The sequence below is a fragment of the Nitrospirae bacterium YQR-1 genome, assembly GCA_039908095.1.
GTDB lineage: Bacteria > Nitrospirota > Thermodesulfovibrionia > Thermodesulfovibrionales > Magnetobacteriaceae > Magnetomonas.
On the sequence record JAMOBJ010000002.1, the window covers coordinates 157,661 to 176,726 of the forward strand.

The following is a 19,066-nucleotide window of genomic DNA, read 5'->3' on the forward strand; positions in this document are numbered from 1 at the left end:
ATGGGCACTGAGTTGCAACAACAAAGGATTCCGTGGTATAACACAACATATCACACACAGGAGGCGGGATGTATAGTATGAAAAGAGCTGAAAATCTCAAAGAACTATTAAGAGCGGCAAAACCTTTCCCTCTTGAGGGTGAAACATATGCACTCTTTTATACAGATACGGATAAAGTGCGCGGGCAGAATTCAGCCCTGAACCTTTGCAATTACCTGCGGGCAAATTATGACGACCCACAGAAGATTTTATTTATGGGACACCGTGGTTGCGGCAAATCCACAGAGCTTTGGCGGGTGTCAAAGGAATTGGAGAGCGACTTTGAAATAATCAGTTTTTCCATAAAAGACGAAACAGACACTACAGACCTTAATTATACGGACGTGCTTTTTGCTATTCTTACAAAACTTGTGGATGCTGTGCCGGAGGGATTAAGAGAAAACCAGTCAATTCTCGATAATCTTATATCCTACTGGATGGACACAAGGCTCTCAGAAATTATAGATGTCGAAAAAACAGAGGCGGAGGCCGGAGCGGAAGCTAAAATCGGTATTCTTAATGCTATAAAGTTAAGAGTAAAGGGTGTGCTAAAAACCGGAAAGGAATCGAAATTAACCGTAAGAAAATTTATTGAACCCCGGCTGAGAAAAATGATTGATAGCGCTAACGACCTCATAAGAATATTAAAAGAAAAACTCCGAAAAGACAATAAAGAACCGCTTATAATAATTGAGGACCTCGATAAACTTGATATTCCGGTTGCCACCGACTTGTTTCTGAATCATAAGGAAATTCTGACGGCGTTGGACATTCATCTTATTTACACGTTTCCAATATTTCTGCATTACTCCGAAAAGTTTGACGCAATCAGAGACGCCTTCAGCTACCCTGAGATATTGAGTATGATTAAGGTGAAAGATAAAAACGGGCAGCCAAATGAAAACGGCGTAGAAATAATAAAAGCACTGACAGGCAAAAGAGCTGACATGTCTTTGTTTGACCCAGACGTTATAGAATTCATAATTGAACACTCCGGAGGGGCTTTACGCCACCTGTTCGATATGGTTATCAGGGCGGCTTTGATATCGCTTGGCCGCGGCCTTAGTACGATTAGTCTTGATTCCGCAAAATCGGCATATAATGAACTTAAGAGCACTTTAGAAAGAAGCATAGCCGATGAACACACAGATTACCTGCTGGCACTTTATAAAAGCCGTGACAAAAAACCTCTTCGGGATAAATACCTGCTTGAGCTCCTCAATGCTGCTGCGGTTATCGAATATAACGGCGACAGGTGGTGTGACCTGCACCCTGCCGTTGTTGATATACTCAGGGACAAGAGGCTTATATAGTCTGTGCCGATTGAGCCGGAAAACACTTACAGGGAACTTCTCTTATATCTTCAGAACATTGATACATGCTTTGTAATAGTTGAAATAAACGAGCCTCTCAGACAGGATGAAATTGTGGCCGCCCTTATGGCTGACCTCTCAGGCGGAAACATAACAACTATTGACCTCAAAGACACTGACAACCTGACAGGATGCCTGGATGAAATAAGAACGTGTATTGAGAAAAACCCCTCTGTAGAAATCATATTGATTCTGAATCTGCACAATATGAAAATGGGTGGCGGTAACGATAAAACCGCTTTACTGACTGATTTAAATTTAAGCAGGGAGCTGTACTTAAACCTAAATAAGGCATTGGTTTTTTTCCTTCCCGCCTATTTTACAGACCTTGTGATAAAAATCGCCAAAGATTTCTTTGCTTATGTTTCCATAACTTTTAAGTTTCCTGTTGTTCACAGGCAACCCCTTATGGAATTTGCAACACAAAGCGAATATTTTAACGAACAGGATGTAAAAAATAGAATACTTTTTTTAGAGCATACACTAAAGACATATTCACTCACAGAGAAGGAATGCGGCAAAACTTATCATGACCTTGGTGAAAATTATAAGAAGATATATGAACTCGATAAGGCACTTGAGAATTATCAGAAAAGTTTAAAAATCAGGAAGGAGATTGGCGACAAACAGGGGGAAGGGACTACTTTAGGTAACATAGCGATAAATTATCATGCCCGCGGCGATTATGAGAGCGCCCTGAAGTATATGCTTGAGAGTTTAAAAACCATGAAGGAGATTGGCCATAAAAAGGGGGAAGGGACTACTTTAAATAATATCAGCCAGATATATCATGCCCGCGGCGATTATGAGAGCGCCCTGAAGTATATGCTTGAGAGTTTAAAAATCAGGAAGGAGATTGGCGATAAGGAGGGGGAAGGGGTTACTTTAAATAATATCAGCAGTATATATCATGCCCGCGGCGATTATGAGAGCGCCCTGAAGTATCTGATTGAGAGTTTAAAAATCAGGAAGGAGATTGGCGATAAAGCGAGGGAAGGGGTTACTTTAAATAATATCAGCCAGATATATCATGCCCGCGGCGACTATGAGAGCGCCCTAAAGTATATGCTTGAGAGTTTAAAAATCAGGAAGGAGATTGGCGATAAAGCGGGGGAAGGGACTACTTTAGGTAACATAGCTACAAATTATCATGCCCGCGGCGATTATGAGAGCGCCCTGAAGTATATGCTTGAGAGTTTAAAAATCAGTAAGGAGATTGGCGATAAAAGCGGCGAGGCTGTTACCCTTTTTAACCTTGCGGTGTTATACGATGTAACCGGTAAAAAAGCAGAATCGGCACAGTGCCTGATGAAAGTAATTGAAATCAATAAGACGTTAAAGAGTTATGAAATCGCACAGGCATTAAAGAGAGAAGGGATAGAGGGGTAGGATGGTGCAGTGTATATACTGATCCGAATTTGACATATATGAAAAAAACATGATACAGTAGCTGTTGTGATAAGATTTCCTGTGTTTGCTGCAAATTTAAAATGAAAATATTATTTGTGCGTTTAAATACAACCGCTGATGAGATAATTCCACCGCTTAATTACGGTTATCTCAGCGCATCAGTTGCAAACAAAGACACCACGATTTTTGACCAGCTCAGGGATAAAGATTCCGATACTGTTTTGATAAAAAAAATAATTAGTGAGAAACCCGATATACTTGGCCTTTCCGCCTACACTAAAGATATCTCTTTTGTTAAGCAGTTTGTTTCACAAATCAGGCCGATTTTACCCGATACCATTATTCTGCTGGGTGGGGTTCAAATTACTTTAATGCCTGTGGAGACATTTCAGTACCTGAGGGGCCTCATAGATTACGGTTTTGCCGGTGAGAGTGAGCTTGCTTTCAAAAAATTCATAGAAAATATCCCGCACCCGGGTGATGACCTTGAGGAATTTGATAATCTCATATGGTTAAAAGACGGTCAAATAAAGGTAAACAGACAACTGCTGCCTAAAAATCTAGATGAGCTTCCATTTCCGCAATGGGACCTTATGCCTCCGGATAAATATCCCAAAGCCCCGCACGGCGCATTTTATAAACAATTCCCGTATGCCCCTTTAATTACCTCAAGAGGCTGCCCATACCCATGTACATTTTGCTCGGCAGGCGTGATTTCAGGAAAAAAAATCAGATACAGAAGCATTAAAAATGTCATTGAAGAGATTAAATATCTCAATAAACATTTTAATGTTAAAGAAATCCACATTGAGGATGATAACTTTTCCATGGAGAGGGAACGTGTTGTTAATTTTTGTGAATCCCTACTAGGCACAAATCTGAATATCACGTGGGCTCTGCCAAACGGTTTAAGATTAGACAATCTTGACCTTGAGGTTCTGAAATTAATGAACCGGGCAGGTTGTTATTCGGTAAATGTCGGAGTCGAAAGCGGAAACGAAAGCAGGCTGAAACTTATTAAGAAGAAAATAACCAAAGAAACTATAAAAGAGAAAATTTCGATGGTCAAGCAGGCAGGGATGGACATCGGGGGGTTTTTTATAATAGGATTTCCGGGTGAGACCCGGCAGGAGATAGAGCAGACATTGAAATTCACCACTGAGCTTGAACTGGACAGAATCGGCATCTCATATTTTCAGCCATATCCGGCCACCGAGGAATTCACACAGTTGCATGAAGCCAACCAATATAGCTTTGACCTGGAAAATGCACATCACTCGCTGCACACGATAAGCTTTATTCCCGATGGGATGAGCTACAACACAATAAAAATTCTACGGTTTAAGGGATTTTTTAAGTTCTATTTCAGACCGAGAATATTCTTACAACTGATAAGAACAATAAAGAGTTTTGAGCATTTTACATTTATACTTAAACGAGGGGTAAGATGGCTGACTTCCTGAACAGACATACCTGCCTCGCCTTCTAAAGAGCTACCATCAACATAAATCAAAAAACTGGTGAATATTGAAACAAAAAATCGGGAAAAATGAATTCAACCGCAGGCGTGTGAGTTTTGATGCTGATGAAGGCCGCTTTCCATGGCTTTCAATGCTTCTGGATTCCTACGCTATTGTTGATACAAGTATCGAAACGGCAATCGAACAACAATACAAGATTAAAGAGAAAGGTCTGGCTTGTCAGGACGGATGCTGCCATTGCTGCAAAACCCACAAAGATATTCCGGTGTATCCACACGAACTGGTGGGAATTTACTACTTCGTCATCGAGAAAATCAAAATGCCGGTAAGAGAAACTCTGAAATGGCAGTTGCAGTTTTTTAAGAAGTCCGATCCCTGCCCGTTTTTAATCAACTCTTCTTGCATCATACACATTCTGAGACCAACAGCATGCAGACAGTTTAACGTATTCGGTACACCTTGTGCCGAAGGAGAAGACCCCTTCTTTACAAGACGAAACGACGTCCTGACCCCAAATATAAACTACACAAATCAGGCACTCCATACCGTCCTGGAGTTCTACGGAATTAAAGATGAAAAAGAAAAAAATAAGTTTATAAAAAACAACAAGATATATGCCCATGTTAAAAACCTCAAAGAATACTCATGGTCACAACTGCTGAAAGCTATTAACGAATACGATCTGAAAGCCGCTCAAGATAAGTAGGGGAAATGCGCTGTAAGGTACGACAGGGGGTGCCTTGATTCAGTGAGAATTGGACAAATCCGATTCGAGTTTTAACAACCGCCGTCACTATATTAGAAAAAGCCTTCTTCCAAGTTATAGCAATTTTTTTTATTAGTTACCACACCCTAATCTGAGTTCCAGCATTTTTTTCCCCTTTGTAGTATAATAAATGTGATTTTATACCAAGTTGCAGTCAGAAGTAAACGCAGGCGGCAAGGAACAAGCGACGCCTCCCCTTACAGGGGATTCCCCTTTAGGGGAGACGTTAAGGAGCTTGTGACGAAGCCAACAAAGTTAGACGATTGAATGCAACTTGGTATTAGATACAGTGCTTGAGACGCTATCAATAAGGAAGTAAGGAGGGGTGGAGGAAATGGCTGATAAGATGAACATAGAGGTACTGATGGAGGAAAAGAGAGTGTTTCCCCCGCCTCAGGAATTTTCAGAAAAGGCCTGTATCAAAACCATGAAACAGTATGAGGATATGTACAAGCGCTCAACAGAGGACCCCGAGAGTTTTTGGGCCGAGGCCGCCCTTGAGCATATACATTGGTTTAAAAAATGGGACAGAGTGCTTGAATATGATTTCAACAAACCCTCTGTAAAATGGTTTGAAGGCGGAAAGTTAAATGCAACATATAATTGTCTTGACAGACATGTTCACTCAGCCCTGAGAAACAAGGCAGCCATCATTTGGGAGTCCAACTACGGTATAATAAACAAGACCTATACTTACCAGCAACTTTACACTGAGGTAAACCGCTTTGCCAACGTGTTGAAAAAACACGGAGTACAAAAGGGCGACCGCGTGATGATATACCTGCCCATGGTGCCGGAAATTGTAATATCCATGCTGGCCTGTGCTCGCATTGGAGCAATCCATAGTGTAGTATTCGGCGGCTTTAGCGCCCAGGCGCTAAGAGACAGAATTGTTGACTGCGAGGCAAAGCTTGTGATAACAGCTGATTTCGGCTCAAGAGGGGGAAAACTGGTGCCCCTTAAAAGCAATGCCGATGAGGCGGTTGAGCACTGTAAAAGTGTTAAACACATGATAGTCGTTAAGGTTCAGATGACCTCCTCACCGGATGTTTCCATGGAGGCAAAACGTGACCTCTGGTGGCATGATGAAATGGGAGCCGGTGACATAACTTCCTTTTGCCCGCCTGAGTGGATGGATGCCGAGGACCCCCTTTTTATACTATACACATCGGGCTCAACCGGCAAACCTAAAGGGGTGCTTCACACAACCGGCGGTTACCTGCTGTACTCATCATTAACATTTAAATGGATATTTGACAGCCGCCCGGAAGACATCTTTTTCTGCACGGCTGATGCCGGATGGATAACCGGCCACAGCTACATTGTTTACGGCCCCCTCAGCGGCGGCGCAACAACAGTACTCTTTGAAGGCATACCAACCTATCCTGACCCGGGAAGGTTCTGGAAGATAGTGGAAAAATACGGCGTTAACGTGTTTTATACGGCCCCAACGGCCATCCGCACCCTTATGAGAGAAGGGGATAAGTGGGTCAACAGCCACGACATATCATCGCTGAGGCTTCTTGGCACCGTGGGAGAGCCCATAAACCCGGAGGCCTGGATGTGGTACCACAACGTGGTAGGAGGCGGAAAACTCCCCATTGTAGATACATGGTGGCAGACCGAGACGGGGGGGATAATGATAACTCCGCTTCCCGGTGCAATGGCGCTTAAGCCCGGTTCAGCCTGTAAGCCCTTTTTTGGCATAAACCCTGAAATCCTGAAAGAGGACGGCAGCCCCGCCGGTGTTAACGAGGGCGGCTATCTGACAATAAAAAACCCGTGGCCGGGCATACTCAGAGGCACCTACGGAGACCCCGACAACAGGCGGGTAAAAGATGTTTATTTCTCACGCTTCCCGGGCGTTTATTTTACCGGAGACGGGGCAAGGCGCGATGAGGACGGTGATTTCTGGATTATGGGACGAATTGATGACGTTATAAATGTCTCAGGACACCGTATAGGAACCGCTGAGGTGGAATCAGCCCTGGTCAGCCACCAAAACGTGGCTGAGGCTGCCGTTGTAGGCTATCCTCATGAGGTAAAAGGCGAGGCTCTCTATGTGTATGTCACCCTGAAAGAGGGGGTTGTGCCTACTGAGGAGCTCAAAGGCGAGCTTGAAAAACATATAAGAAAAGTTATAGGACCCATTGCCGTACCGGATAAGATTCAGTTCTCACCGTTTTTACCTAAAACAAGAAGCGGAAAAATAATGAGAAGAATTCTGCGAAATATCGCTAAGGGAGAGATTGAAAACCTGGGTGACACCAGCACTCTTGCCGACCCGCTGGTTGTAGATGCACTCGTTAAGGGCAGGCAGTAGGAGGGTGTCTTATTTATGCTTTATAACAAGAGGAAACGCCGATATTTAATAAAAATGTAAAAATTTGTTTCCTTAATGACATCCTGCGCACATCCCTGGATAGTGCTATCGTTGCGTGCGATATTAATTACTGCATAAAATATTTCAATCCTTTAGCCGAACAACTGTTTGACTACAGCGCCCTGGATGCCTTAGATATGAATTTCGCAGAAATCCAAAACAGAGAACACGTTATTCCCGATACGCTGTCAGAGGCTGTAGAGAGAGCTAAAAGAGACGGTGAGATTTCATATGTCCATCAAAAGACAAAAAACGGACAAACTATTTTCCTTGAATCCAGGATTTCCTGTATAACAGACAACTACGGCAATCTGACAGGCTATGCTTTTACCTCACGTGATATAACAACGATGAAAACCCTGTCGGATAAATTAAGCTACCGCGTCACGCTGGAAAATCTTGCCGCTTCAATTTCTGCAAACTTCATAAGCATTGCCGTGGGGGAGCTGTACACGGAGATGAACAAGTCACTCCAGCGTATAGCTGAAACTACAAATGTCCAACGTGCCTTTCTCTGTATATATAATGAGGACAGCCATATATTTTATCAGTGGCAGACTCAGTCACTGCCGCCGTTGTGTGCCTCCCAACAGATAAACACAAACACCCTGCAGTGGTTTAAAGACATAGCAGACACCGGCAGGATATCCTTTTATGAAAGCTCCACAGAAGAGATACATTCTCTTGACGATAGGGCACCAAAAGCCATACGCTCTATGGCCGTAATGCCACTTGCTTACGGGCAAAAAAAGATGGGTTTTATAGCTCTGGCCACTGAGACAGTGCAAAGACATTGGCATCCTGAGGAGGTAGTTGTCATAAAAATGGTTGGCGAGATATTTGTAAGTGCCATGATAAGGAGGGAAACGGAAGAAAAACTGCATCACTTAGCCCACTACGACGCCCTGACAAACATCCCCAACCGTATGCTCTTTAACGACAGATTAGTTCAGGCCGTGGAACAGGCCAGAAGACATAAGGCCAAGCTGGCTCTTTTGTTTATAGACTTAGACCGTTTTAAAAAAGTAAATGATACACTGGGGCATGACATAGGGGATTTACTTCTTAAAGAGGCTGCCCGCAGAATTGAAGCATGTACAAGAAAATCCGACACGGTTGCCAGGATGGGAGGCGATGAGTTCACTGTTATAATGACTAACCTTCAGAGACCTGATGACGTCTCAAGATTAGCAACTAAAATCATCGCAACATTGTCGGCTCCGTTTATTGTTAAACACCATGAATGCTCCGTGGGTGCAAGCATAGGAATAAGCATATTCCCCACAGACACTGATGATGTGGTCACGCTGCTTAAAAATTCAGATGTAGCTCTTTATCAGGTTAAGGAGCACGGAAGGGGAGACTACCGGTTTTTTGCCCCCTCTATGAACAAAAGGTCTGTTGAGAAACTCAATCTGGAAAACAGACTGAGAAAAGCACTGCAAAGAGATGAAATCTCAGTGCTGTATCAGCCGCAGGTGGGCATCAACAGTGGTAACTTCAGGGGGATGGAGGTAGTAGTGCGGTGGATTAGCCCTGAGACGGGACATGTGCCATCTTCCGACTTTATCCCCATAGCCGAGGACTCCGGTTTGATTCTACCTATGGGCAAGTTAATATTCCGGCAGGTTTGCTCAGTAAGTAAGCAGTGGAGTGATATGGGATTTAACCACATACAGGCGTCAATAAAAGTCCTTGAAAGCCAGTTCAAACACAAAGACCTTATTGATGTGGTGACGGGGATACTAAAAGAGACCGGAGCCGACCCCACACTACTCGATGTTACCCTCAATGAAAACACAATTATGACAGATGTTGAAGAGTCCATAACAATATTGAAAAAGCTAAAAAATATCGGATTCTCAATAACTATAGATAACTTTGGCACAGGGTATTCCTCATTAAGCCATCTGAAAAGATTTCCTGTTAATGCGTTGAAAATTAACAAGTCCTTTATAAACAACATTACAGTGGATACGGACTATGCAACCATAGCCAGGGCCATAATAGCGCTGGCACATACTCTAAGCCTCACAGTTATTGCCGAGGGTGTAGAGACCGATGAGCAACTTGAGTTCCTCAGAGCGGTTAAATGTGACGTAGTTCAGGGAACGCTGTTTGCACCTGCCCTTGCCTCGGGAGATATCTTTCAGATTCTTAACGATGAGGCAAGCTTTAAACTAAAGGGCTGAACGGCTAATGGCCGTTTTCACACAATCCAGCCGTTTTAAACGTATAAAAGTAGAACATGCCGTAAAAATATCCACCTATATAATCGCCCTGATTGGCTTTCTGTCGGTTTTTACACATATCTCTCCGATATTCCCTGTTGCCTTTGCCGCTCTCATAGCGACCTCACTTTACTTTGACTTCAAAAAACCCGCCCACCTTTCACCTCTGATAATAAATCTGATTTCCGTCCTGGTTATAGCGGTGTCTGTTTACAGAATATTAACTGAGGACATAGTGCAACCCTCCGTTGAGGCTCTGGTCATACTTCTTGCGATGAAATTTCTTGAGGATAAAAAGTTCAGAGACTACATGCAGATATATTTGATTTCTGTTTTTTTACTGATGGGCTCGGCGTTGCTCTCTATTGATTTCACCTTTTTTCTGTTTTTTATGGCCATGTTTTTTCTTGTAGCGGTATCAATAGTGCTTCTTACGTATCATACCGAGGTGCCGGATTTAGTGATAGACAGCGGGTCTTTTTCTAAAATCATACAGCGTGCCCTTATCATACCACTTGCCTCAATACCTCTCACTGCCGCCATATTTATCATACTGCCGCGAACAAACTACCAGTTTCTGGGTTTTTTAAACCGCGGGCATCAAGGGAAATCAGGATTTTCAGAAAGTATAGCTCTTGGCAGCGTATCAAACATTCAACTGGATAACAGCCCCGTCTTTCGGGCAAACATGGAGCGCATTGACGATAAGCATTTATACTGGCGCGGCATAGTGTTTGACCACTTCGACGGCTCCACGTGGAACTCAAGCCTCAGGGAGGATGAAAAGGCGGGGCCTAAAACCACCTTTCCAGGCGCTAAAGCAGTCCTTCAGACAATTTATCTGCAACCGTACGAAAATAAGTATCTCTTTGCTTTGGATAAACCGGTCTCGGTAATCCAGCGCGGCTCGAGGATTTCAGATGATTTTACAGTCTCGGTAAGAGATTTTATAAAAACCACTATACGCTATGATGCCATCTCTAAGATTGACATACCGCAAAGTGACAATAACTACGCAGAGCCAAGAAGCATGGAAAGATTTCTTCAACTCCCTGACGCTGTCCCTGAGAAGGTTGTAACATTAGCAAAATCCCTGACATCAGGACGTAACACAGAGGAGGCAATAAATACCATCTACAGATACTTGCACTCCGGCCTCTACACGTATTCACTGGATAGGCTGCCTGTTTCAGACAATCCCCTTTCGGATTTTTTGTTTAAAGAGCGGCGCGGCAATTGTGAATACTTCGCCTCAGCCATGGCTCTTATGCTGAGGTTGGCAGGGGTCCCGGCTAATGTTGCAGGCGGCTACAAGGGCGGCACTTATAATGATATAGGCAGGTACTACGTTGTGCTGCAAAGAAACGCTCACGTGTGGGTAGAGGCATATGTTAAAGACAGGGGATGGATAAGATACGACCCAACCCCTCCCCTTAGCTCTAACCCTCTCTTAGCAGAAGAAACAGAGCTATCCCCTTACCGCCTCTTTGCCGACAGTATAAATTACTACTGGAATGCTTTTGTCATAAACTATAACCTTGACAAACAAATCAGCATATTTAACAGGTTAAAAATGACTATTAAAAAACCGGCTTTTAACTTCAAAATCGGGGAAATCGGCTCCAGATGGTTTTTTCTTTATTTGGCACTTCTGCCGATAGTTTTTATTGTCGCTTACCTGCTTCTTATAAAGAAAAAATCCGTTGAGCAAAAGCTGATAGGCGAATTTTATCTGAGACTGAACAGACGCGGTTTTATTAAAAAGAGCAACGAGGGGCTACTGGAATTCGTCTCCTCCATTGATGATAAGCAACTAAAAATTCACGCTATGAGATTTGCCGCAGAATTTCAGCGAATATTCTATAAAGACCAAAAATTCACCAATGAAAAAGTACGCCTGTTAAAAGATATTTTAAATAATTGCTGAGAGGGTAACAGTGTTTATTGGGCAGCCACCGGGGACTGCCCATGTTACCATAGGCAGTCCCGTTAGTATTCCGGTTCAAACCCTTTTCTTTAAAACGTCAGCATTATGCCGTGTCTCAGAGCATAGGCATTGTCACGGGTATATTCATAAGTTGTGAGGGCGGTTCCTGAGGGGTAGGTGTATGTGAAGGTTTCTGTTTTAATCCGGTCGTAAATGCCGCCGGTAATCATATACCCCCCTTCTACCCAGTATGTAAGGTTTGAGGCTATCTTATATGCAAGCTTAGCATCTATTTCCCAACCGATATCTGTTGAGGGTTGCCCGTCATACATGTATGTTGCTTTGGGCGCCCTTAACCACAGAGCATATAGCTCACCGTAGAGGGACTTTGTAATGTCGGCACTCACGCCGCCCTTTAAATACATAGTGTTGCAAAGGTTTGACCCACCGCCTGAAACTCCGTTTAAGCCGGTGCACGCATTAGCTAAGTGATAGTCATAAACATATGCATAACCCTTCTCCTCAGCATTTTGTGTATTAGCAAAAGATTTTATATCATTTACATTTGTATCGTCTTTAGCCTGACCGCTTCCATAACCATACTCAAGTGTCAACTTGGCAGGCCCGACCTGATAATCTAAACCTGTTAAAAAGGCCAATCCGCGGAATCTGCCTCTGTCCTTTGTGCTCCAGTCTATTGTGCCGGTCTGAACTTCCACATCGCCTCTGATTGTCACTATTTTCCATGTGTAGTCCGCCCTGAGGCCGAAATTAACCAGATGAGCTTTCGTTGCCGTGCTGTTAAAGGACTGGTCATTTATATAGGACACATCGCCGCTTATATTCAAACTCTCCCCCTTGTATATGCCAAGCACTGTGTAGAGGTCGGCATCATCGGGTGAGTTTATAGTGCTCTCCTTCAGCTTTGCCGTCATGGCTCCGATTGTCAACTGTTTAACCGGTCTGGCAAAAAGAAAAATAGCGTCGTCTCCATGTGTAGAGTGATCATAAAATATACCGCTGCCTAGGACAACAGGTTGATGGCCAATTTTTACTCCAAAAATGTTTTTTACATATTGAATCCACGCTTGCCTCAGCCGGAGGTCTCCGCGTTTTGCGTTACCGGAGGCGAAAATACCTGTGGCCCCTGATGAATTACCCCACATATTGACATCTGTGGTGTCGGAGTCACCGGTATTTGATTCAAGCTCTATCATGGCTGTCACTGCATCAGATACCTCTATTTCCGTACTGATTCGTACCCGTGTGTCATACCATGACTCGTGGTCATCCCCTGAACTTACAACCCTTCTGCCTAATGTATATGTACCGTTTGTTGCACTTCCGGTATAGTTTGTGCCGTTAGCTGTTGTTACGTTATAGGCAACCGGAGCAGCAATGTTGTATCCAACTATATTTAATTTAGTATAGTTTGTCGTGCCGTCGTTTGTCGCATCGTTAACATTATGCCTGTACATACCTCTGAAACGGAGCTCTCCACCTATTGTTATCTTTGTCTCTCCCTTAGTAACTACAGCTGTAGCTGACTTTGCATCATCCGCTGCATAAAGATAAACCGGTGTACATAACAGTACCACTAACGTAAATAAAAGTAGCTTTTTCAATTATTGTGCCTCCTTGCAGGGGCGATGCCCCTTAATATTTAACCTTAAACATACTTTATTAAAAAAGCGCTTTTGTACTAAGCTCTCACCTCCCTTTTCACAAGAGTCCATAGTAATAAATCGGTAACTGTAGCATTTTCTTTAATGTTCAAAATCATAGCCGGTCTCCCCGTGTACAGCCAAATCTAACCCCATTGCCTCATCCTCTTCAGAAAGTCTCAAGCCGATAGTTAAATCAACCATTTTTAAAATTATGGCTGAAACTATAAATACAAACACATAACTTGCCGCCACTGCTATAAACTGCTTAAGGAGCAGTCCAGGGTTACCATGCAAAAGCCCGTTCTTTCCCGCCGGATTAATCACAACGGAGGCAAATATTCCTGTAGCCAGTGCTCCCCACGTCCCCCCCACTCCGTGAATACCCAACACATCAAGCGAGTCGTCAAGTCCGTGTTTTGGCCGCAGACTTACCGCTATGTAGCAAATCACTCCGGCAACACCGCCTATTATAACAGACGCTACAGGCCCGACAAACCCGGCAGCAGGCGTTATGGCAACAAGACCGGCCACTGCACCGCTGACTACACCCAGGGCGGTAGGCTTTCCTCTGTGATACCATTCAACAAAAGCCCAGGCCAAACCGGCGGCACCGGAGGCTGTGTTTGTCGTAACAAAGGCTATTGAGGCTAGTCCGCCTGAGGTTAATGCACTTCCGGCATTAAAGCCAAACCATCCAAACCATAGAAGTGCCGCTCCCAGTATTGTCATAGTTACGTTATGTGGCGGCATTGGGATTTTCCCATACCCTTTGCGTTTACCTACAAATAAGATAGCGGCAAATGCGGCCACTGCCGAATTTATATGCACTACTGTTCCACCGGCAAAATCAAGAGCACCAAGTTTTGCTCCTATCCAACCGCCACCCCATACCCAATGACAGAGTGGGGCATAGACAAAGGTCAGCCACAGGGCCGAAAACACAAGGAGGGCCGAAAATTTCATTCTCTCTGCAAATGCCCCGGTTATAAGTGCCGGTGTGATTATTGCAAACATCCCCTGAAACATCATAAACACCAAATGCGGTATAGTTGTAGCATAATCAGATGGCTCCTGCCCTACCCCGCTTAAACCCAACCATTGCAGACCCCCGATTAATCCACCCTTATCAGGCCCAAAGGCAAGCGTATATCCCCACAAAACCCATATTACACTTACCATGCAGAGCATCATAAAACTCTGTATTATTGTACCCAAAACGTTCTTTCTTCTGACCATGCCTCCGTAAAAAAGACCAAGCCCCGGTGTCATCAACATCACAAGCGCAGTAGAAATCAACATCCATGCCGTATCGCCTGAATTTACCACCTTAGGTGGTACCTCAGCAGCCACTGCCATTGCTGTCCATACCAGTAAAAATCCTGTACTTAGCAGTATTTTCAACATCTGTCCCTCCGTTTATTATACCAAGTTGCATTCATTCGATTAACTTTGTTGGCTTCGTCGAAAGCTCCTTGACGTCTCCCCAAAGGGGAATCCCCTGTAAGGGGAGGTGTCGCTTTCTCCTTGCCGCCTCGTTACTCTTTTGACTGCTACTTGGTATTAGTTGTTTCATAATAGAGATTCCTAAAGAGCAATGGAGCCGCGCTCGCCCGTCCGTATCCTTATAGCATCCTCTACACTGTAAACGAAAATCTTACCATCGCCTATTTTCCCGGTTTTTGCCGTTTTTTCTATAACCTCCAACACATTTGAAACCATTGAGTCGTCAACTACTACCTCAATCTTAATCTTTGGTATGAAATCAACTATGTACTCAGAACCGCGATACACCTCCGTGTGCCCCTTCTGCCTGCCAAAACCCTTAACCTCCGTCATCGTAAGCCCCTGCACTCCTTTTGCATTAAGAGCGTCTTTAACCTCATCGAGTTTAAACGGTTTGATTATTGCCTCGATTTTTTTCATAGCCTTCCCACCTCCTTTTTTAGTTTTCATCAACTTACTAATATCATAAAACGTGCCAAACCTATGTTGTTGTATTTGAAGGTTTTTTTAGAAAGACATAATGCTGCTTGCTACAATTTTGTATGATACTACAATTTTGTAGTGTCACTTTATACTAAGTTGCAGTCAGAAGTATAAAGTCCAAAAAGTAGTGAGGGAAAGGATAAACAGGTAATTTACATGACAATCAAGACAATCAAGTCAAAATACTATGTAAAAAGCTAAATTCCAACCTGAGGTCGGCTTTGAACTACATAGAATCTGCCCCCGGAGTAAACCCCCTCTATGTCCTGAGGACCTCCAAGGGCTGTCTCAACAGCTTTTCCTATATCGGCAATTGAAAGAAGTGTGTCGTTTCTGAAGTTTTCATCCCACAAAAGCGGCTCTGTTGAATAATCAAGCGGGGCGGCCTTAGGTTGCGGTACAATGACACTGTCATAGAGGCCCGCACCGGCATAGTTTTCCAGGTCTTCTGCGTTGGAGTCTGACCTGAAAATAAAACCACCTCCATAAAGCCCAATACTCTTACCCGGATAGGATGCAACAACAGGCACCCCTATGGATTTCTTGCAAGTAAAACTCAACGCCCTGCCGGGATAGTTACCCACTATGGTCTCGCCAAGACCCATTACCACCTCGGCAAACATCTCCTCCGCATCCCTCGTTACAGGGTTTACCGTATGTATAACAAAAGCATAGTCGGCCTCAATAACCATCTGAATGAGCACAGCCATCTCCATAGCTCCACTAAGTCCCATTTTCTTTCTGTTAAAATACGCCCTGTCATTCCACACCGACGCCCACACCTGCTTTATATACTTGCCAAAGTGCTCTATATCAAGGCAGCCAACCTCACTACAAAGACCTGATAACATCAACACATTTTTAAGTGAAGCAAAGAAATCATCAGGAAATGCTAATGCCGTCAAAGTCAAACGGATATCTGACAGAATTGACTGCACTTTACTGCTCTCTGCAGCATTGCCCTTAGCGTCAAGCTCTCTTCGTAATGAGCCATATTTATCACGGATTTTTTCATTATCGGGATGGTTTAATATCTTATCAAACACACCAAAAGGAATGGCGGCCGATACCGGAAGGTTTATCCAGCCCGGGAGCTTATTTCTTAGTTTTGCCAGATTTAATGACTTCCCGCCCACGAGGTCCTTATTAAAATCATCCACACCGATTATATACGGGATATCTGTGGTGGGAATCATCCGTTTTTTTATCTTATGTAATATGCCCTCACTTCTTTTCTTAACATCAAGCGTGCTGAGAGGTTGATCAAGTTCATTTACTACAACATCCCCCTGAGAGTTAATCCCAAGGGAAACACACTTGCCGTTTAAAGATTTCAAATGAGACAAAATTTCATCACTAAAACAGGTGGCAAAAAGAATTCGCTCATTTCTTGCCCGTACCGATACGTGGGATACAATATCGGCCATTTCTTCTGAAATTACCGCCGTAACACCAGCAGGGATATCCTCGTCGCCGGAGACTTTTTCGGTTATTATTACAGTTTGAACCTTAAACTCCCTGCCCTCAACTTCCTTCAGGCTGTGGTAGAGCTCAACGACACCGGAGGCTTCAAAGGGGCTAAGAACCTGCCACCGCCGCAGCCCTGCCTCTGTCCTTAGCACTCTGTTAAGGTATCTGAGCAAAAGAGATACCACAAAGTGAAACTGCCCCCTCAGCACCTCCTCCGTAAACATTGTAACAGTCCACGGGGCGGCATTAAACCTGTTACCCAAATGCTCAGCCCTTGACTGAAATGCACTGTAATAGAAGTCAACAAATGAGCCTAAAAATCGCTCTATTCTTTCTACCACAGCCAGTGAGTTCAACACCCATTCGGTGCCCTCCACTGTGTTTATCTTTCTGATGTGATTAATGCAGCTCTGTATTTCAGCTCTGATATCAGAATAAAAATGCGCCTTTTCAAGCGGTGGCAAATCAGTTAGCAACAGGTTTTCTAAAGACAGGTCTATTAACTCAAGCAGCGTGTGTCCGCCCAGATTTGCGTGAAGGTTGCTTTCAGTCAACACCCTCAGATACTCCATCAGGGATAAATCAAGAAATAACAGGTCTTTAAGGCGTCCGATGTCCCGTTGGGAAACTATAACTCCCCTTATCTGCTGCCGAATCCACTTTATTGTGGTAAAAAGTCTCGTAACTATGGTTATATCCATGCTGTCTCTGTTGTCAACAATAAACCGCAGTGCCCTCATAACGTCACCCTCGAAAATATAACCCACTGAATCACAGGCTCTTTCAAGATCAACCCCCTTGTGCACGGCGTTAAGTATCTTAAGGTAGTGTTCAAAATCCCTTATCAGCGCATCGCGCAGATGCGGGATAAACTCGGGGTCGCTTCTGATTGGGCGCTCAAAACTCATTAGACGCTCCCTCGTAACTCCCATGGAGTTAAGGGTAGAGTAAAACACATCCGTGTTGCCGTATGAACGCAGAAACTCTATGTAGGCCTTACATATGGCAATGTCATCGGCAGTGGCGTTGTTGTGAAGTTTCTGATGCCACTGCTCTACAAAAGTGTGGTTTACCTCTTTGAGTTTATTTCTGTGCATGATGTTGAGGATTTCGTCGCGTATGCGCTGGCCGTCGCCCCCGGGGCCGATGTTTGATAAGATCATGGGAATTATGTGTCTGACCGGCGGATTGCCGGCATATATCGAGGAAAGCTTAAGGCACAACCTGTCAAGAGCATGGCTAAGCTCACGGGGCTGGGTGTTGTAGTTTCTCTGCCAGTCAAGTTGTCTCAGGGCGGAGTACCTAAGCCAGATATAAATTAAGTACAAACCATGCCTGTCGTTAGACATCTGCTCACAAAAATTGTGGCAGAGGTTAAATCTGTGCATGAGAGTCCATGACTGAGGCCCTGTTTCCTTTGAAACAATCTCATCTATAACCTCCGAGTGGTCAGACTCACAAAGCGCTGCGACCTCTTTCAACTGGATTTTAAAATCCTCGCGCCCGTTTTTGATCCATGTGCCGCTATCCGGTTTATAAAGGACAAACAGGATGCAGGCCGGGGCGGTATCAGTCTGAAATTTTGTGGTTAGAGAAAACCTGCCGTTTTTTTCGATAAACTCATTTTCAAGAGAACTGTTTTTAACTACCGGATTTCCTTCCAAAACTTCATACTCCTGCGGTATTTCCCATTTGTTTCCACCTCTGCCTGAAACTCCCCAGTGAAGGATTAGCGGCAGTGGTATGTCAGTGCTAAGGCTAAGCACTATGTGGGTCTGTGTATTTTCAACAGAGGCATAGAGATTACCAAAAGGAGGCAGGTTAAAGGAAAATCCATTTGGCTTAGCAGGCATTGAAGGATATTGCCGGAGTACATCCGGGGCTGCGTTTTTATCTTTTGACTCATTTTCTATAAAATCACTGATTTTAAGCCTGTAGTTCTTCCCTCTGTTATTGTCCCATGAATTATTGTGTGAAAAATAAAGTACAAACTCAACCATTTTGTAAGAAGTATCTTTTTTTATTTTTAGAAACAGCTCATTGACAACACCACTATCACCATGTAGAGCTTTAAACGGAGACTGCATGGCAGAGCCGGTAACATTAATAGAGCCCTCCGGCCACAAGTCTGCCTCAGGGGAATTCCATTTACCTTTTTCATGTGTGGTTAATCCCCAGTGCATGACATCCGGCAAAGGAACCGGACGTTTTTTGTTTACAGGAGAGGCTTCTATTCTTATTGTAATGGAATCGCTTTCACTACCCTGCCGCCCAACCGCCGCAACAGTTAAAAACAAACCTTTTTCAGTTCTGAACTCGTAGGTTATCCCCAT

The 19,066-nt window shown here is 43.9% G+C and carries 11 protein-coding genes; 7 read left to right on the forward strand and 4 right to left on the reverse strand.

Annotated elements, in window-relative coordinates; translation table 11 throughout:
• The first annotated feature begins 77 nt into the window (after window positions 1–77).
• The 7 genes from H7844_02530 (at window position 78) to H7844_02560 (ending at window position 11,610) form a co-directional block, all read left to right on the forward strand.
• The gene (locus tag H7844_02530; protein ID MEO5356156.1) at window positions 78–1,352 is read left to right on the forward strand and encodes an AAA family ATPase; all 1,275 of its coding nucleotides are present in this window, start codon (window positions 78–80) and stop codon (window positions 1,350–1,352) included.
• A gap of 3 nt (window positions 1,353–1,355) precedes the next feature.
• Window positions 1,356–2,801: a tetratricopeptide repeat protein gene (locus H7844_02535; protein ID MEO5356157.1), complete on the forward strand. Its 1,446-nt coding sequence runs from the start codon at window positions 1,356–1,358 to the stop codon at window positions 2,799–2,801.
• A 101-nt stretch (window positions 2,802–2,902) separates the two neighbouring features.
• The gene (locus tag H7844_02540) at window positions 2,903–4,285 is read left to right on the forward strand and encodes a B12-binding domain-containing radical SAM protein (protein MEO5356158.1); all 1,383 of its coding nucleotides are present in this window, start codon (window positions 2,903–2,905) and stop codon (window positions 4,283–4,285) included.
• Between the two features lie 106 nt (window positions 4,286–4,391).
• Window positions 4,392–5,009 (forward strand): YkgJ family cysteine cluster protein, encoded by a 618-nt coding sequence (locus H7844_02545; protein MEO5356159.1) that lies wholly within the window; start codon window positions 4,392–4,394, stop codon window positions 5,007–5,009.
• A gap of 394 nt (window positions 5,010–5,403) precedes the next feature.
• Window positions 5,404–7,392: an acetate--CoA ligase gene (gene acs / locus H7844_02550; GenBank protein MEO5356160.1), complete on the forward strand. Its 1,989-nt coding sequence runs from the start codon at window positions 5,404–5,406 to the stop codon at window positions 7,390–7,392.
• Between the two features lie 134 nt (window positions 7,393–7,526).
• Window positions 7,527–9,644, forward strand: a complete 2,118-nt coding sequence (locus H7844_02555; GenBank protein MEO5356161.1) for an EAL domain-containing protein — start codon at window positions 7,527–7,529, stop codon at window positions 9,642–9,644.
• Between the two features lie 7 nt (window positions 9,645–9,651).
• The gene (locus H7844_02560) at window positions 9,652–11,610 is read left to right on the forward strand and encodes a DUF3488 and transglutaminase-like domain-containing protein (GenBank protein ID MEO5356162.1); all 1,959 of its coding nucleotides are present in this window, start codon (window positions 9,652–9,654) and stop codon (window positions 11,608–11,610) included.
• 89 nt (window positions 11,611–11,699) lie between these two features.
• Here H7844_02560 and H7844_02565 read toward each other — a convergent pair whose 3' ends face one another.
• The 4 genes from H7844_02565 to H7844_02580 all read right to left on the reverse strand — a co-directional run bounded on the left by H7844_02565 (window position 11,700) and on the right by H7844_02580 (window position 19,066).
• Complete coding sequence (locus H7844_02565) at window positions 11,700–13,235, reverse strand: hypothetical protein (protein ID MEO5356163.1); 1,536 nt, start codon at window positions 13,233–13,235, stop codon at window positions 11,700–11,702.
• Window positions 13,236–13,376: 141 nt separating this feature from the next.
• Window positions 13,377–14,576, reverse strand: a complete 1,200-nt coding sequence (locus tag H7844_02570; protein MEO5356164.1) for an ammonium transporter — start codon at window positions 14,574–14,576, stop codon at window positions 13,377–13,379.
• Between the two features lie 285 nt (window positions 14,577–14,861).
• Window positions 14,862–15,200, reverse strand: a complete 339-nt coding sequence (locus tag H7844_02575) for a P-II family nitrogen regulator (GenBank protein ID MEO5356165.1) — start codon at window positions 15,198–15,200, stop codon at window positions 14,862–14,864.
• Between the two features lie 260 nt (window positions 15,201–15,460).
• The gene (locus H7844_02580; protein MEO5356166.1) at window positions 15,461–19,066 is read right to left on the reverse strand and encodes a hypothetical protein; all 3,606 of its coding nucleotides are present in this window, start codon (window positions 19,064–19,066) and stop codon (window positions 15,461–15,463) included.

Excerpts from the sequence above, each read along its gene's own strand:
- acs (MEO5356160.1), top strand. The coding sequence starts at position 5,404 with ATGGCTGATAAGATGAACATAGAGGTACTGATGGAGGAAAAGAGAGTG.
- H7844_02580 (MEO5356166.1), bottom strand. The coding sequence starts at position 19,066 with ATGGGGATAACCTACGAGTTCAGAACTGAAAAAGGTTTGTTTTTAACT.
- H7844_02540 (MEO5356158.1), top strand. The coding sequence starts at position 2,903 with ATGAAAATATTATTTGTGCGTTTAAATACAACCGCTGATGAGATAATT.
- H7844_02575 (MEO5356165.1), bottom strand. The coding sequence starts at position 15,200 with ATGAAAAAAATCGAGGCAATAATCAAACCGTTTAAACTCGATGAGGTT.
- H7844_02560 (MEO5356162.1), top strand. The coding sequence starts at position 9,652 with ATGGCCGTTTTCACACAATCCAGCCGTTTTAAACGTATAAAAGTAGAA.
- H7844_02530 (MEO5356156.1), top strand. The coding sequence starts at position 78 with ATGAAAAGAGCTGAAAATCTCAAAGAACTATTAAGAGCGGCAAAACCT.
- H7844_02570 (MEO5356164.1), bottom strand. The coding sequence starts at position 14,576 with ATGTTGATTTCTACTGCGCTTGTGATGTTGATGACACCGGGGCTTGGT.